Here is a 15,119-nt window from a genome sequence, read left to right on the forward strand (position 1 = left end):
TCGCCTGACCCGGCCTGCAAGTTTTTATCCCTTCTCTTTGGCTTTTGCCAGCATGGCGCGAATGTTGGCGACGTTAGCCTGACCTTTGTGCATTCGTTCTTCAGCGGTAATCACCTTGCGCTCCTGCTCCCAGATCAGGTCATCCTGCGGCAACTCCAGCAGGAAACGGCTCGGCTCAGGGCGAACCAGCTCGCCATACTGACGGCGCTCTTTACACAGCGTGAACGTTAGTTCTTTCTGTGCGCGGGTAATGCCCACGTAGGCCAGACGACGCTCTTCATCGACGTTATCTTCATCAATGCTGCTCTGGTGCGGCAGTAAGCCCTCTTCCATGCCGACCAGGTAGACATACGGAAACTCCAGCCCTTTAGACGCATGCAGCGTCATCAGTTGAACCTGATCGGCTTCCTCTTCGCTCTCACCGCGCTCCATCATGTCGCGCAGCGTAAAGCGGGTAACGACCTGGGTCAGGGTCATCGGCTCGTCGATTTCTGAGCCTTCCAGCATTTCCGTCATCCAGCTGAACAGCTGGTTAACGTTTTTCATGCGCATCTCTGCCGCCTTCGGGCTGGCAGAGGTTTCATACAGCCAGGACTCGTAGTCGATGCCGTGGATCAGATCGCGAACGGCAGCAACCGGTTCGCGCTCCGCCAGACGCTGGACTTCGCCAAGCCAGTAGGTAAAGCGGGTTAAGGAATCATAACCGCGCCCGGTTAACGTCTGGCTCAGCCCCATATCGAAGCTGGCGGTGAACAGGCTTTTGTTGCGCGTCATCGCCCATTCACCGAGCTTTTGCAGCGTCGCCGGGCCGATTTCACGTTTCGGCGTGTTCACGATACGCAGAAAGGCGCTGTCGTCATCCGGGTTGGTGAGTACACGCAGATAGGCCAGCAGATCTTTGATTTCAGGGCGCGAGAAGAAGGAGGTTCCGCCGGAAATTTTGTACGGGATGCGGTTCTGCATCAGCATCTTTTCAAAGACGCGCGACTGATGGTTGCCGCGATAGAGGATCGCGTAATCTTTATATTCCGTTTTATTGACGAAGTGGTGCGCAATCAGCTCGCCCGTCACGCGCTCCGCTTCATGCTCTTCATTATTGGCACTGAGCACTTTGAGCTCCGTGCCATAGCCAAGTTCCGAGAAAAGGCGTTTTTCGAAGACGTGCGGGTTATTGGCAATCAGGATATTTGCCGCTTTCAGGATGCGCCCGGATGAGCGGTAGTTCTGTTCCAGCTTGATCACCTGCAGCGCCGGAAAATCTTTGCTCAGCAGCACCAGGTTTTGTGGGCGCGCACCGCGCCAGGAGTAGATAGACTGGTCATCATCGCCTACCACGGTGAAACGCGCGCGCTGTCCCACCAGCAGCTTCACCAGCTCATACTGGCTGGTGTTGGTGTCCTGGTATTCATCCACCAGCAGATAGCGGATTTTGTTCTGCCAGCGTTCACGCACCTCTTCATTACGCTGCAACAGCAGCGTGGGCAGCAGGATCAGATCGTCAAAATCCAGCACGTTACACGCTTTCATATGTGCATCGTACAGACCGTAGCAGTGAGCAAAGATGCGATCCCGCTCACCTTTGGCGCTTGCCGCCGCCTGAGCGGGGGTCATCAGATCGTTTTTCCAGTTGGAGATCGTCGAGATCAGCTGCTGCAACAGCACTTTGTCATCTTCGATCAGCCCCTCGGTAAGCTCTTTAAGCAATGCCACCTGATCGGTGTCATCGAAAAGCGAGAAGTTAGACTTCATCCCCAGCGCCGCGTATTCGCGTTTGATGATATCCAGCCCCAGCGTGTGGAACGTGGAGATCATCAGGCCTCGCGCCTCTTTACGCCCCAGCGTCTGGCCGACACGCTCTTTCATTTCGCGCGCCGCTTTGTTGGTAAAGGTCACCGCAGCGATATGCCGGGCCTGATAGCCGCAGCCGCGGATCAGGTGGGCAATTTTGTTCGTGATCACACGCGTTTTGCCGGAGCCAGCCCCCGCCAGCACCAGACACGGTCCGGTGACAAATTCGACAGCTTGTTGTTGTCCGGGGTTTAAACGCATAAATGATCACTCAATGAAAGTCAGGAGGGGAGAATAACAGCGTGGTAGTATAGCGAGCCTAATCCATACCACTCAAGGCACGATCATGGCAAAAACAGCAGCAGCACTGCATATCCTTGTTAAAGAAGAGAAACTGGCTCTGGATCTTCTGGAGCAGCTCAAAAACGGCGCCGACTTCGGCAAGCTGGCGAAGAAGCACTCCATTTGCCCGTCAGGCAAACGCGGCGGTGACTTAGGGGAATTCCGTCAGGGTCAGATGGTTCCGGCGTTCGACAAAGTGGTCTTCTCCTGCCCGGTACTGGAGCCGACTGGCCCGCTGCACACGCAGTTCGGCTACCACGTGATCAAGGTCCTCTATCGCAAATAAAAAGCCGGGTGGCGGCTGCGCCTTACCCGGCCTACGTCTTAGCGTTTTGTAGGTCGGGTAAGCGAAGCGCCACCCGACAAGGTTGTTAACCCGCTACCGCGATACGTTTCATATCGGTCATGTAGCCACGCAGTTTGTGACCTACTTTCTCGATCTGGTGGCTGCGAATCGCTTCGTTCACATCACGCAGTTGCGCGTTGTCTACCGCACCTTCCGCAATGGCTTTGCCCAGATCGCCCGGCTGCAGGGTGGTCATGAACTCTTTCAGCAGCGGTACGCATGCATAAGAGAACAGGTAGTTGCCGTACTCAGCGGTATCGGAGATAACCACGTTCATTTCGTACAGACGCTTACGGGCGATGGTGTTCGCGATCAGCGGCAGCTCGTGCAGAGATTCGTAGTACGCAGACTCTTCGATGATGCCGGAATCCACCATGGTTTCGAACGCCAGCTCAACACCTGCTTTCACCATCGCGATCATCAGTACGCCTTTGTCGAAGTACTCTTGCTCGCCGATTTTACCTTCATACTGTGGCGCAGTTTCGAACGCGGTCTTACCGGTCTCTTCACGCCAGGTCAGCAGTTTCTTATCATCATTCGCCCAGTCAGCCATCATGCCGGAAGAGAACTCGCCGGAGATGATGTCGTCCATATGTTTCTGGAACAGCGGCGCCATGATGGTTTTCAGCTGTTCGGACAGCGCGAAAGCACGCAGTTTCGCCGGGTTGGACAGACGATCCATCATCAGCGTGATACCGCCCTGCTTCAGCGCTTCGGTGATGGTTTCCCAGCCGAACTGGATCAGTTTTTCTGCGTATGCCGGGTCGGTACCCTCTTCCACCAGCTTATCGAAGCACAGCAGTGAACCGGCCTGCAGCATGCCGCACAGAATGGTCTGCTCGCCCATCAGGTCAGATTTCACTTCAGCCACGAAGGAAGATTCCAGAACGCCCGCACGGTGGCCACCGGTAGCCGCTGCCCATGCTTTAGCGATCGCCATCCCTTCGCCTTTCGGATCATTTTCCGGGTGAACCGCGATCAGCGTCGGCACGCCGAAGCCACGCTTGTACTCTTCACGCACTTCTGTACCCGGACACTTCGGAGCCACCATCACTACGGTGATGTCTTTACGGATCTGCTCGCCCACTTCAACGATGTTGAAGCCGTGAGAGTAACCCAGCGCCGCGCCGTCTTTCATCAGCGGCTGAACGGAGCGCACAACATCAGAGTGCTGTTTGTCTGGCGTCAGGTTAACAACCAGATCCGCCTGCGGGATCAGCTCTTCGTAGGTACCCACTTTGAAGCCGTTTTCGGTCGCTTTACGCCAGGAAGCGCGTTTTTCAGCAATTGCTTCTTTGCGCAGGGCGTAAGAGATATCCAGCCCGGAGTCACGCATGTTCAGGCCCTGGTTCAGACCCTGCGCGCCACAGCCGACGATGACCACTTTTTTACCCTGAAGGTAGCTCGCGCCATCAGCAAATTCATCGCGCGCCATGAAGCGGCATTTGCCCAGCTGCGCCAGCTGCTGGCGCAAGTTCAGTGTATTAAAGTAGTTAGCCATGGGTGATACCTCGTGATGTTGTGTGTCTTATTGTTCGGTTCGCGTTTCAGCGAGAATGTACCCACATTACAACAGGAAATTTATTGCGGAAATTGATATATTCACAACGTCACGTTGCAATATCTGCAATGTAAAAAGGGGGAGTGGAATCCGTGGATTTACGCGATCTGAAAATGTTCCTGCATCTGGCGGAAAGCCGCCATTTTGGCCGTAGCGCCCGGGCCATGCACGTCAGCCCGTCCACGCTTTCGCGCCAGATCCAGCGCCTTGAAGAGGATCTCGGCCAGCCGCTGTTTGTACGTGATAATCGCACCGTTACCCTCACGGAAGCGGGCGAAGAGCTGCGGGTCTTTGCTCAGCAGACGTTGCTGCAGTATCAGCAGCTACGACACGCCATCGATCAGAAAGGGCCGTCTTTATCCGGCGAGCTGCATATTTTCTGTTCCGTAACGGCCGCCTATAGCCATCTTCCCCCTATCCTTGACCGTTTCCGCGCGGAGCATCCCTCGGTTGAAATTAAGCTCACCACCGGCGATGCCGCCGATGCCATGGAAAAAGTCGTCACAGGCGAAGCCGATCTGGCCATTGCCGGGAAGCCCGAAACCCTGCCGGGCGCGGTGGCGTTCTCTATGCTGGAGAATCTGGCGGTGGTGCTGATCGCCCCGGCGCTACCCTGCCCGGTGCGTAATCAGGTGTCGGTGGAAAAGCCGGACTGGTCATCGGTGCCGTTTATCATGGCCGATCAGGGTCCGGTGCGACGCCGTATCGAACTCTGGTTCCGTCGTCAGAAAATCAGTAATCCGTCGATTTACGCGACGGTGGGTGGACACGAGGCGATGGTCTCGATGGTGGCGCTTGGCTGCGGCGTGGCGCTGCTGCCGGAAGTGGTGCTGGAAAACAGCCCGGAACCGGTGCGCAATCGCGTGATGATTCTGGAGCGCAGCGACGAAAAGACGCCGTTCGAGCTTGGCGTGTGTGCACAAAAAAAGCGGCTGCATGAGCCGCTTATTGATGCGTTCTGGAAGATATTGCCGAACCATTAAAGTCGGGTGGCGCTACGCTTACCCGACCTATACGCAGACCTCCCCTTAGCCCGCGAGGAAGAAGCGGAACGCCGGGTTGTGGGTTTCATCATGGCACTCATAGCCCAGCTCGTTCAGACGCGTTTCGAAATCCGGCTCGTGCTCGGCCAGTTCAAACGCGGCCAGCACGCGGCCATAGTCGGTGCCGTGGCTGCGGTAGTGGAACAGCGAGATGTTCCAGTGCGTGCCCAGCGTATGCAGGAACTTCAGCAACGCGCCCGGGGATTCCGGGAATTCAAAGCTGTAAAGACGTTCTTTAAGCGGCTTCGACGGACGACCACCGACCATATAACGCACGTGCAGCTTCGCCATCTCATCGTCAGAGAGATCGACCACGCTGTAGCCGCCTTCGTGCAGCAGGTGGAGGATCTCTTTGCGCTCTTCCAGACCGCGGCTTAAACGCACGCCGACAAAAATACAGGCGTCTTTCGCATCGGCAAAACGGTAGTTGAACTCCGTTACCGAACGGCCGCCAAGCAGCTGACAGAACTTCAGGAAGCTGCCCTTCTCTTCCGGAATGGTCACCGCCAGCAGGGCCTCACGCTGCTCGCCCAGCTCGCAGCGTTCAGAAACGTAACGCAGACCGTGGAAGTTGACGTTAGCACCCGAGAGCACGTGCGCCAGGCGCTCGCCGCGGATGTTGTGCTGGGCGATGTATTTTTTCATTCCAGCCAATGCCAGCGCGCCGGACGGTTCCGCCACCGCACGCACATCCTCGAAGAGATCTTTCATCGCCGCGCAGATCGCATCGCTGTCGACGGTGACGATGTCGTCAAGATACTCCTGGCACAGACGGAAGGTTTCGTCGCCAATACGTTTCACCGCCACGCCTTCGGCAAACAGCCCAACGCGCGGAAGATCGACCGGATGACCCGCATCCAACGCGGCCTTCAGGCAGGCTGAATCTTCCGCTTCCACGGCAATCACTTTGATCTGCGGCATCAGCTGTTTGATCAGCACCGCCACGCCTGCGGCTAAGCCACCGCCGCCCACCGGAACGAAAACGCGGTCAAGATGGGCATCCTGCTGCAGCAGTTCCAGCGCCAGGGTACCTTGTCCTGCAATCACCATCGGATGATCGAACGGCGGTACCCAGGTAAAGCCCTGCTGCTGCGCCAGCTCGATCGCTTTGGCTTTTGCTTCGTCAAAGTTAGCGCCGTGGAGCAGCACTTCGCCGCCGAAGCCACGCACCGCATCCACTTTGATATCTGCCGTGGCAACCGGCATCACGATCAGCGCTTTCAACCCCAAACGGGCAGACGAGAACGCCACACCCTGCGCGTGGTTGCCCGCCGACGCGGTAATCACGCCGCGTGCTTTTTGCTCGTCGGTCAACCCGGCCATCATCGCATAGGCCCCGCGCAGCTTGAAGCTGTGCACCGGCTGACGGTCTTCGCGCTTCACCAGAATCACGTTGTCGAGGCGCGAAGAGAGTTTTTCCATTTTCTGCAGCGGGGTGACCTGCACCGCTTCATAGACCGGCGCGCGTAGCACTGCCCGGAGATATTCCGCCCCCTCAGGGGCGGCGGATAAGGGTTGTGACTCGGCCATCATTAGCCCCCAAGTTTCGATTTATCGCGTACCGCGCCTTTGTCTGCACTGGTCGCAAGGCTCGCGTAAGCGCGCAGGGCGAAGGAGACTTCACGCTGGCGGTCCTTCGGCGTCCAGGCTTTATCGCCGCGCGCTTCCTGTGCTTCACGACGAGCCGCGATCTCCTGATCGCTCAGCTTGAGCTGGATCCCGCGATTCGGAATGTCGATTTCAATCAGGTCACCGTCTTCGATGATCGCAATGTTGCCGCCACTCGCTGCTTCCGGTGATACGTGGCCGATGGAGAGACCGGACGTACCGCCCGAGAAACGTCCGTCGGTGATCAACGCACAGGCTTTACCAAGGCCCATCGATTTCAGGAAGGTGGTTGGGTAGAGCATCTCCTGCATGCCTGGACCGCCTTTCGGCCCTTCGTAACGGATGACCACCACGTCGCCTTCCACTACTTTGCCGCCCAGGATGGCGTCTACCGCCTCGTCCTGGCTTTCGTACACTTTGGCCGGGCCGGTGAATTTCAGGATGCTGTCATCCACGCCCGCGGTTTTTACGATGCAGCCGTTTTCCGCAAAGTTGCCGTACAGCACGGCCAGACCGCCGTCTTTACTGTAGGCGTGCTCCAGCGAACGAATGCAGCCTTCGGCGCGGTCATCATCCAGGGTGTCCCAGCGACAATCCTGAGAGAAGGCCTGCGTGGTACGAATACCGGCCGGACCCGCGCGGAACATATTTTTCACCGCCTCATCCTGAGTCAGCATCACGTCATATTTATCCAGCGTCTGCGGCAACGTCAGACCGAGAACGTTCTTCACATCGCGGTTCAGCAGCCCGGCGCGATCCAGCTCGCCAAGAATACCGATGACGCCACCCGCACGGTGTACGTCTTCCATGTGGTATTTCTGGGTGCTTGGCGCGACTTTACACAGTTGCGGCACTTTGCGGGACAGCTTATCGATATCGCTCATGGTGAAGTCGATTTCCGCTTCCTGCGCCGCAGCCAGCAGGTGCAAAACGGTGTTAGTAGAACCGCCCATGGCGATATCCAGCGTCATGGCATTTTCGAACGCCGCCTTGCTGGCGATGTTGCGCGGCAGCGCGCTGGCATCGTCCTGCTCGTAGTAACGTTTGGTCAGTTCAACAATGCGCTTACCGGCGTTGAGGAACAGCGCTTTACGGTCAGCGTGCGTCGCCAGCAACGAACCGTTGCCCGGCTGAGAGAGGCCCAGTGCTTCGGTCAGACAGTTCATGGAGTTGGCGGTGAACATCCCGGAACAGGAGCCGCAGGTTGGGCACGCGGAGCGTTCCACCTGGTTGCTCTGCTCGTCAGACACTTTTGGATCCGCGCCCTGGATCATCGCATCGACCAGGTCGAGCTTGATGATTTTGTCAGAAAGCTTGGTCTTGCCCGCTTCCATAGGACCACCGGAGACGAAAATTACCGGAATGTTCAGACGCAGGGAAGCCATCAGCATCCCCGGGGTAATTTTGTCGCAGTTGGAGATACAGACCATGGCATCCGCACAGTGAGCGTTAACCATGTATTCCACCGAGTCGGCAATCAGCTCGCGCGACGGCAGTGAATAGAGCATGCCCCCGTGCCCCATCGCGATACCGTCATCCACCGCAATGGTGTTGAATTCTTTCGCCACACCGCCCGCAACTTCAATTTGCTCAGCAACCAGTTTGCCGAGATCGCGCAGGTGCACATGGCCCGGCACAAACTGGGTGAAGGAGTTCACCACGGCGATAATAGGTTTACCGAAATCAGCGTCGGTCATCCCGGTGGCGCGCCACAGTGCGCGGGCACCCGCCATGTTACGGCCGTGGGTGGTGGTGGCGGAACGATACTTAGGCATGCTTTATTTACTCCCGTCTGACTATTAAATGGGACGGTGCGTGCCGTCCCATATTTATGCTTATTGATTAACCTGATCCAACCAGCCGTATTTATCTTCTGTTTCGCCGGTGAAGAGGCCGAAGAAGGCTTGCTGAATACGTTTGGTAACCGGGCCACAGCGGCCTGCGCCCACCTGAATACCGTCTACACTGCGAACAGGCGTGATCTCAGCCGCCGTACCGGACATAAAGACTTCATCGGCCAGATACAGGGATTCGCGGGACAGTACCTGTTCACGCACTTCGATACCCAGATCTTTCGCCAGCTTAATGATGGCATCACGGGTAATTCCCGGCAGGGCTGAAGAGGTAAACGGCGGGGTGAACAGGATGCCGTCTTTCACTTCAAACAGGTTTTCACCTGCACCTTCAGAGATATAACCGTTCACATCCAGCGCGATGCCTTCCTGGTAGCCGTGGCGGCGCGCTTCGCTGCCGACCAGCAGTGAGGAGAGGTAGTTACCGCCCGCCTTGGCCGCAGTTGGGATGGTATTAGGCGCCACGCGGTTCCAGGACGAGACCATTGCGTCGATCCCTTGCTCCAGCGCTTCTGCACCCAGGTACGCCCCCCACGGGAACGCAGCAATGATCACGTCAGTGGTGTAACCGGCTGGCGGGTTTACGCCCATGCCCACGTCACCCACGAAGACCAGCGGACGAATATAGGCGCTGGTCAGGTTGTTCTTACGAATCACCTCGCGGCAGGCTTCCATCAGCTCATCAACGCTCTGAGAAACCGGGAAACGATAAATTTTGGCTGAGTCATGCAGACGCTGCATATGTTCACGATGACGGAACACCACTGGCCCTTTGTGAGAGTCGTAGCAACGGATGCCTTCAAACACAGACGTACCGTAGTGCAGCGCATGGGACATCACGTGGACCTTCGCGTCCTCCCAACGAACCATCTCACCATTGAACCAAATGTAATCAGCTTTTTTTGTCGTCATTTTCTCTTCCTGTCACGCTCAGGCGCGGATTTGTTGTGATGTGGTTGTGCTCTGGCAGATGGCAACATGGGCAACATCCACCAGTTTTGATAACTGACTAAACAGTAAGTCGACCGGGCGCGGGCTGGCAACGGTTAATTCGATACTGATGTTTTGGGCGTCAGTGGCCGTCTCCATATTCATAGAGCAAATCTGAAAGCCACGATGACGGACCACGCGCAAAACGCGCTCTAATGTCTCTGGATTGAAGCGAGCCTGAACGGCGACCTGATGTTGCATCATGATAATTTCTCCAGCATTTGTGAGTTACTGGCACCTGGCGGTACCAACGGCCAGACGTTCTCAAGCTCGTCGATTGAGACATGAAGCAGGTAAGGCCCTTCGCTTGACAGCATGGTGTCGAGTGCCGCTTCAACCTGGTCTTTACGGGTGATGTGCTGTCCAGGAATGCCAAAGGCGCTGGCCAGAGTGAGGAAATCGGGGTTATCAGTCAGGGTGGTTTCGCTGTAGCGCTCCTCGAAGAACAGCTGCTGCCACTGGCGAACCATCCCTAAACGCTGGTTATCGAGCAACACGATCTTCAGCGGCAATTGTTTACGCTTAACGGTGCCCAACTCCTGAACGTTCATCATGAAGGAGCCGTCACCGGAGATACAAATGACCGTATCGTTTGGACGCGCAACCTGAGCACCCACCGCGGCAGGCAGGCCGAAGCCCATCGTGCCTAATCCGCTGGAGGTGATGAAGTTTTCCGGGCGGGTGTAGGTCATGTGCTGCGCAGACCACATCTGGTGCTGGCCGACATCGGTCGTCACTACGCTGTCTGCCGGTTTACGGTCAGACAACTGCTTCAACAGCAGCGGCGCATAGATGGCCTCACCCGGATGGTCGTAACGCCAGGCGTGCTTGGCACGCATTTCAGCCGTGTGCTGGCGCCACTCACCGATATTCAAAGGCTGCTGTAACGCCGGCAGCAGCGTGTTGAGATCGCCCTGCAGCGCAACATGCGCCTGACGCAGTTTGTTCATTTCCGCCGGGTCGATATCCATATGGATAACTTTGGCGTTTGGCGCGAAGGTATTCAGCTTGCCGGTCACGCGATCGTCAAAACGGGCACCGACGGCAATCAGCAAATCACACTCCTGCACCGCCAGGTTTGCCGCTTTGGTGCCGTGCATCCCCAGCATGCCAAGGTAGTATGGGTAGTCAGCATCCACTGCGCCCAACCCTTTCAGCGTGCAGGTGGCAGGCATTTGCGTTACCGCGATAAATTCGCGCAGGGCCGGAACTGCCTGTGCCATGCCAACGCCGCCGCCGACGTACAACATCGGCTGGGCTGCCTGCGCCAGCATCCGACGCGCCTCTTCGACTGCCGCATGCGGGAACGCATCGTCACTCTCAACGGTGGAGAAGTGCGGTTCCAGCTCGCCGAGTGCGACCTGAATATCTTTCGGGATATCCACCAGAACCGGGCCAGGACGGCCAGAGCTGGCAATACGGAACGCTTCCGCCATCACGCCTGGCAGTTCTTCGAGGGACTGCACGAGGAAGCTGTGTTTGGTGCAGGCCAGCGACAAGCCGAGCACATCGACTTCCTGGAAGGCATCGGTACCGATGAAGGGTGAGGCCACCTGGCCGGTGATCGCCACCACGGGAACGGAATCGAGCAGCGCGTCAGCCAGACCGGTGATCAGGTTTGTGGCGCCCGGTCCAGACGTTGCCATGCAGACGCCCGTTTTACCGGTGGCACGTGCATAGCCAATGGCCGCCATGGCTGCGCCCTGCTCGTGTCGGCACAAGAGGTGTTCCACGCCGCCGTCATACAGTGCATCGTAAATCGGCATAATTGCGCCTCCCGGATAACCAAAGACGGTTTCGACTCCCTGTGCGCGCAACGCATGTACTACCCACTGTGCCCCATTCATAGTTAGTTCCCCGTCATAAATCGGGAGAAACAGAATTTTGTGCTATTTGTCATTCTCTGCTCCTCGTTTAAGTTTTTTAGTCATAAAAAAACCCCCGGACCTTTCGGTGCGGGGGTCTTAGTTCGTTAAGGCTTGATTTCTAAGCCTTTCCTTGTCCAAGTGCAGCCCCGCACGGTGGGATAATAATCACCACCACGCTAATCACGACCAGGCTAATCACTAGTAGAAGGGCTGTCATTTTCAGTTCTTTGTGCATCTTGTTCGAAGGAATGCCTAAAGAGTTATCACAGTTATCAAACCAAACACAAGATTTATTTATGACGGATTTGATTAGCAGGCAAATCATATTCCTGAAAAGCTTTGTTTTATATAAGGAAATTAGAGAGTGAATATTTTTCATTTTTTTGGCGTGTTTTAGCGCTCTGCAACGTTCCGTCCTTCTCTTTGCGAGATAGCTTCCGAATGAGTGAAATAGTTACACTATGTCGCTAAAAAGCAGGAATGAGCGTCGTAAATCAGCCAACTGACGCTCAACAGGCAAAATCAATACTGACATAGTGACTCACTGAGGAGGTGCTTATGTCACTGTCAGTTGTTTACACGCGCGCGGCTATCGGAGTAAAGGCACCGCTTATTTCTGTGGACGTTCATCTGAGTAATGGGCTCCCTGGACTAACGCTTGTCGGCTTGCCAGAAACCACGGTCAAAGAAGCCAGAGATCGGGTTCGCAGCGCAATTATCAATAGCGGTTATACCTTTCCCGCAAAGAAGATCACGATCAACCTTGCTCCCGCAGATCTGCCCAAGGAGGGCGGACGATACGATTTACCTATCGCTATTGCGCTTCTCGCAGCCTCTGAGCAGCTCAACACAGCGAGGCTAGGCTCGTACGAGTTCATTGGCGAACTGGCGCTTACAGGCGCGTTAAGAGGCGTTCCTGGCGCCATCTCTGGTGCGCTGGAAGCCATTCATGCCGGTCGACAAATTATTGTAGCCAATGAAAATGCCTCAGAAGTGAGCCTGATTGCCGAGAAAGGGTGCCTGGTCGCGGGGCATTTACAGGAAGTCTGCGCGCACCTTGAAGGCCGACATACGCTCTCCGAGCCAGAGGAAACCGGAGATATCCTGCCTGAAAGCCCGGACGACCTCAGCGATATTATCGGGCAGGAGCAGGGGAAGCGGGCACTGGAGATCACCGCAGCCGGAGGACATAACCTGTTGCTGATTGGCCCGCCGGGAACAGGGAAAACCATGCTGGCGAGCAGGCTGAATGGGTTATTGCCACCACTCAATAATCATGAGGCACTTGAAAGCGCAGCGATATTTAGCCTGGTTAGCTCTGCATCATTGCAAAAACAGTGGCGACGACGCCCTTTTCGCTCTCCCCATCACAGTGCCTCCCTGACGGCCATGGTCGGAGGGGGCTCCATTCCGGGGCCGGGAGAGATCTCGCTGGCACACAATGGCATCCTGTTCCTTGATGAACTGCCTGAGTTTGAACGCCGCGTACTGGATGCCCTGCGGGAACCTATCGAATCTGGCGAGATCCATATCTCCCGCACGCGCGCCAAAATAAGCTACCCGGCACAGTTCCAGCTGGTTGCCGCCATGAACCCCAGCCCATCAGGCCATTATCAGGGAAATCATAATCGCTGCACGCCTGAGCAGACGCTGCGCTATCTGGGGAAGCTGTCAGGCCCTTTCCTCGATCGTTTTGATTTATCCCTGGGGATCCCCTTACCGCCCCCTGGTTTGCTCAGCCAGACAACGATACGCGGTGAGAGCACAGCGAAGGTTCGCGAACGGGTTATCGCCTCACAGGCCCGACAGTACGCTCGTCAACATAAGCTGAATGCGCGTCTGGATAATGCTGAGATTCGGCAGTTTTGCCATCTTAAGGCTGAGGATGCCTGCTGGCTTGAAGAGACATTGACGCGATTTGGGCTCTCGATCCGTGCATGGCAGCGCCTGCTGAAAGTGGCTCGCACTATTGCCGATGTGGAAGGAAACCCAGAGATTGAAAGACACCATCTGCAGGAAGCGCTGAGCTATCGCGCCATAGATCGGTTGTTGCTGCACCTGCAAAAATTACTGGCATAAAAAAAGGAGCCGAAGCTCCTTTTCTCATCAACTTAGTCGTCAGACTCGGTGTAGTCTTCAGCACCTTCCATCTGCGGCTTACCGCCAGACAGCGTATGGAAACGCTTTGGACGCTTGATGCGTGCCATGTACTTGATCCATACACGTTCTGCTTCAGACTGCGGCTCACGCTCACCGCGACAAACAGCAACAAACTGTTTTTCGTCTTCAGTCGCAGGCTCACGTTTACCCAGATCCAGCTCGTTAAAGGCATAACCATGACGCTCAAGTAATTGCGCCTCTTTGATGGTGAAATCGCCGTGACGAGAGAACCCGCGTGGATAATTTTTATTGTCGAAAAAACGATTAGTCGTCGTAAAGCTTTCCGCCATCCTACACGCTCCTAATTCTTTGGCCGAGCTATTTATGGCGCGGAGTATTAGTTACGCTTGACAGAGTGTAAAACAAAACATTTAAATCATAACGACAAATAATTTTGTGGAGAAAGATGTGGATACGGAATTGCTAAAAACTTTCCTTGAAGTGAGCAGGACACGCCACTTCGGGCGAGCAGCTGAAGCCCTCTATCTGACGCAGTCAGCGGTCAGTTTTCGTATTCGACAGCTGGAAAATCAATTGGGTGTGAATCTATTTACCCGTCACCGCAACAATATCCGCTTAACGCCGGCCGGTGAGAAACTGCTCCCGTATGCAGAAACGTTGATGAATACCTGGCAGGCGGCCCGTAAAGAGGTGGCTCATACGTCCAGGCACAATGAGTTCTCGATCGGGGCCAGCGCCTCCCTGTGGGAATGTATGCTCAGTCAGTGGCTTTCGCGGTTATACCATTCGCATGGGCATTTGCAATTCGAGGCCAGAATTGCGCAACGCCAGTCGCTGGTTAAGCAACTTCACGAGCGCCAGCTTGATCTGCTGATCACCACTGAAGCCCCCAAGATGGACGAATTTAGCAGCCAGATTGTTGGGCAGTTTGGTCTGGCTCTGTATGCGTCTGAGCCTGCGATGATGAAGTCCGATCTAACCTATCTGCGACTTGAATGGGGCCCCGATTTTCAACAGCATGAAACCGGTTTGATCGCCCCTGACGATGTTCCACAGCTAACAACCAGCTCAGCGGAGATCGCCTGCCAACAGCTTTCCTTGCTAAAGGGCTGCACGTGGTTACCCGTTTGCTGGGCAGACAGTAAACCGGGACTCCATACCGTACTGGATTCCACTACGCTTTCCAGGCCGCTGTATGCAATCTGGCTGCAGAACAGCGATAAGCAATCGCAGATAAAAGATCTTTTAAAAATCAATATTATGGAATGATTGACCAGCCAGCATAATGGCTGGCTGCAGTTTTTGATTAGGAAGGGATTTTGGCCGTGTTGAAGGCAAAAAAAATCCTTTGCCGAAGCAAAGGATTCTATATGGCAGGGGCGGAGAGACTCGAACTCGCGACACCCGGTTTTGGAGACCGGTGCTCTACCAACTGAGCTACGCCCCTAAAGTTTTTTGCCATTAAGCCTGCCGACAAGGCAGGCTTAATGTCTTAATAAGTGGCGGAACGGACGGGACTCGAACCCGCGACCCCCTGCGTGACAGGCAGGTATTCTAACCGACTGAACTACCGCTCCACCGAAGACTGCTGTAACTACC

Annotated in this window: 14 protein-coding genes and 2 tRNA genes; 4 read left to right on the top strand and 12 right to left on the bottom strand. The window is 55.7% G+C overall.

Translation table 11 applies throughout. The annotated features are described in order from the left end of the window. Nucleotides 1–24: 24 nt before the first annotated feature. Nucleotides 25–2,049 (bottom strand): DNA helicase Rep, encoded by a 2,025-nt coding sequence (gene rep / locus ACOTX3_RS17575; RefSeq protein ID WP_058678775.1) that lies wholly within the window; start codon nucleotides 2,047–2,049, stop codon nucleotides 25–27. Between the two features lie 85 nt (nucleotides 2,050–2,134). Between rep and ppiC the strand changes: the two genes are divergently transcribed. Beyond that, the gene (gene ppiC, locus ACOTX3_RS17580; protein WP_013099282.1) at nucleotides 2,135–2,416 is read left to right on the top strand and encodes a peptidylprolyl isomerase PpiC; all 282 of its coding nucleotides are present in this window, start codon (nucleotides 2,135–2,137) and stop codon (nucleotides 2,414–2,416) included. An 85-nt stretch (nucleotides 2,417–2,501) separates the two neighbouring features. On the opposite strand, the gene ilvC is transcribed toward ppiC, so the two are convergent. Continuing rightward, nucleotides 2,502–3,977, bottom strand: coding sequence for a ketol-acid reductoisomerase (gene ilvC / locus ACOTX3_RS17585; protein ID WP_013099283.1), 1,476 nt, complete (start codon nucleotides 3,975–3,977; stop codon nucleotides 2,502–2,504). Between the two features lie 152 nt (nucleotides 3,978–4,129). Here ilvC and ilvY point away from each other — a divergent pair, with 152 nt between their 5' ends. After that, nucleotides 4,130–5,020 carry an HTH-type transcriptional activator IlvY gene (gene ilvY, locus ACOTX3_RS17590; protein WP_013099284.1) on the top strand — a complete coding sequence of 297 codons (891 nt, stop codon included), beginning with the start codon at nucleotides 4,130–4,132 and terminating at the stop codon, nucleotides 5,018–5,020. Nucleotides 5,021–5,065: 45 nt separating this feature from the next. On the opposite strand, the gene ilvA is transcribed toward ilvY, so the two are convergent. The 7 genes from ilvA to ilvL all read right to left on the bottom strand — a co-directional run bounded on the left by ilvA (nucleotide 5,066) and on the right by ilvL (nucleotide 11,616). Further along, entirely contained in the window at nucleotides 5,066–6,610 is a 1,545-nt protein-coding gene (ilvA, locus tag ACOTX3_RS17595; RefSeq protein ID WP_029883119.1) for a threonine ammonia-lyase, biosynthetic, read from the bottom strand. 2 nt (nucleotides 6,611–6,612) lie between these two features. Further along, entirely contained in the window at nucleotides 6,613–8,463 is a 1,851-nt protein-coding gene (gene ilvD, locus ACOTX3_RS17600; protein WP_058678776.1) for a dihydroxy-acid dehydratase, read from the bottom strand. A 60-nt stretch (nucleotides 8,464–8,523) separates the two neighbouring features. Continuing rightward, a complete protein-coding gene (ilvE, locus tag ACOTX3_RS17605) occupies nucleotides 8,524–9,453 on the bottom strand; it encodes a branched-chain-amino-acid transaminase (RefSeq protein WP_013099287.1) in 930 nt (309 codons plus the stop codon). A gap of 18 nt (nucleotides 9,454–9,471) precedes the next feature. After that, nucleotides 9,472–9,735: an acetolactate synthase 2 small subunit gene (gene ilvM, locus ACOTX3_RS17610; protein WP_003860184.1), complete on the bottom strand. Its 264-nt coding sequence runs from the start codon at nucleotides 9,733–9,735 to the stop codon at nucleotides 9,472–9,474. Beyond that, nucleotides 9,732–11,378, bottom strand: a complete 1,647-nt coding sequence (gene ilvG, locus ACOTX3_RS17615) for an acetolactate synthase 2 catalytic subunit (RefSeq protein ID WP_045295014.1) — start codon at nucleotides 11,376–11,378, stop codon at nucleotides 9,732–9,734. Before ilvG ends, ilvM begins: the two co-directional genes overlap by 4 nt. Nucleotides 11,379–11,380: 2 nt before the next feature. Next, on the bottom strand, nucleotides 11,381–11,431 hold the full coding sequence (gene ilvX / locus ACOTX3_RS17620; RefSeq protein WP_102046757.1) for a peptide IlvX: 51 nt from the start codon (nucleotides 11,429–11,431) through the stop codon (nucleotides 11,381–11,383). Nucleotides 11,432–11,517: 86 nt separating this feature from the next. Continuing rightward, complete coding sequence (ilvL, locus tag ACOTX3_RS17625) at nucleotides 11,518–11,616, bottom strand: ilv operon leader peptide (RefSeq protein ID WP_045295018.1); 99 nt, start codon at nucleotides 11,614–11,616, stop codon at nucleotides 11,518–11,520. A gap of 341 nt (nucleotides 11,617–11,957) precedes the next feature. On the opposite strand from ilvL, the gene ACOTX3_RS17630 reads away from it, so the two are divergent. Next, a complete protein-coding gene (locus ACOTX3_RS17630; RefSeq protein ID WP_127869121.1) occupies nucleotides 11,958–13,478 on the top strand; it encodes a YifB family Mg chelatase-like AAA ATPase in 1,521 nt (506 codons plus the stop codon). Nucleotides 13,479–13,510: 32 nt separating this feature from the next. Here the strand turns inward: ACOTX3_RS17630 and ACOTX3_RS17635 are convergent, their stop codons facing one another. Next, complete coding sequence (locus ACOTX3_RS17635) at nucleotides 13,511–13,849, bottom strand: DUF413 domain-containing protein (protein WP_013099290.1); 339 nt, start codon at nucleotides 13,847–13,849, stop codon at nucleotides 13,511–13,513. A 118-nt stretch (nucleotides 13,850–13,967) separates the two neighbouring features. Between ACOTX3_RS17635 and hdfR the strand changes: the two genes are divergently transcribed. Continuing rightward, nucleotides 13,968–14,789: an HTH-type transcriptional regulator HdfR gene (hdfR, locus tag ACOTX3_RS17640; protein WP_020685959.1), complete on the top strand. Its 822-nt coding sequence runs from the start codon at nucleotides 13,968–13,970 to the stop codon at nucleotides 14,787–14,789. 102 nt (nucleotides 14,790–14,891) lie between these two features. Here the strand turns inward: hdfR and ACOTX3_RS17645 are convergent. Beyond that, nucleotides 14,892–14,967: transfer RNA gene (locus tag ACOTX3_RS17645), tRNA-Trp, on the bottom strand. 53 nt (nucleotides 14,968–15,020) lie between these two features. After that, nucleotides 15,021–15,097, bottom strand: a tRNA-Asp gene (locus ACOTX3_RS17650). Nucleotides 15,098–15,119: the final 22 nt, after the last annotated feature.

The sequence above is a fragment of the Enterobacter cloacae complex sp. IR5384 genome, assembly GCF_049237265.1.
Taxonomy (GTDB): Bacteria; Pseudomonadota; Gammaproteobacteria; order Enterobacterales; family Enterobacteriaceae; genus Enterobacter; species Enterobacter cloacae.

What these genes read in the sequence shown, in the direction of transcription:
- rep (WP_058678775.1), bottom strand. Translation starts at nt 2,049, where the DNA reads ATGCGTTTAAACCCCGGACAACAACAAGCTGTCGAATTTGTCACCGGA.
- ppiC (WP_013099282.1), top strand. Translation starts at nt 2,135, where the DNA reads ATGGCAAAAACAGCAGCAGCACTGCATATCCTTGTTAAAGAAGAGAAA.
- ilvC (WP_013099283.1), bottom strand. Translation starts at nt 3,977, where the DNA reads ATGGCTAACTACTTTAATACACTGAACTTGCGCCAGCAGCTGGCGCAG.
- ilvA (WP_029883119.1), bottom strand. Translation starts at nt 6,610, where the DNA reads ATGGCCGAGTCACAACCCTTATCCGCCGCCCCTGAGGGGGCGGAATAT.
- ilvD (WP_058678776.1), bottom strand. Translation starts at nt 8,463, where the DNA reads ATGCCTAAGTATCGTTCCGCCACCACCACCCACGGCCGTAACATGGCG.
- ilvE (WP_013099287.1), bottom strand. Translation starts at nt 9,453, where the DNA reads ATGACGACAAAAAAAGCTGATTACATTTGGTTCAATGGTGAGATGGTT.
- ilvM (WP_003860184.1), bottom strand. Translation starts at nt 9,735, where the DNA reads ATGATGCAACATCAGGTCGCCGTTCAGGCTCGCTTCAATCCAGAGACA.
- ilvG (WP_045295014.1), bottom strand. Translation starts at nt 11,378, where the DNA reads ATGAATGGGGCACAGTGGGTAGTACATGCGTTGCGCGCACAGGGAGTC.
- ilvL (WP_045295018.1), bottom strand. Translation starts at nt 11,616, where the DNA reads ATGACAGCCCTTCTACTAGTGATTAGCCTGGTCGTGATTAGCGTGGTG.
- ACOTX3_RS17630 (WP_127869121.1), top strand. Translation starts at nt 11,958, where the DNA reads ATGTCACTGTCAGTTGTTTACACGCGCGCGGCTATCGGAGTAAAGGCA.
- ACOTX3_RS17635 (WP_013099290.1), bottom strand. Translation starts at nt 13,849, where the DNA reads ATGGCGGAAAGCTTTACGACGACTAATCGTTTTTTCGACAATAAAAAT.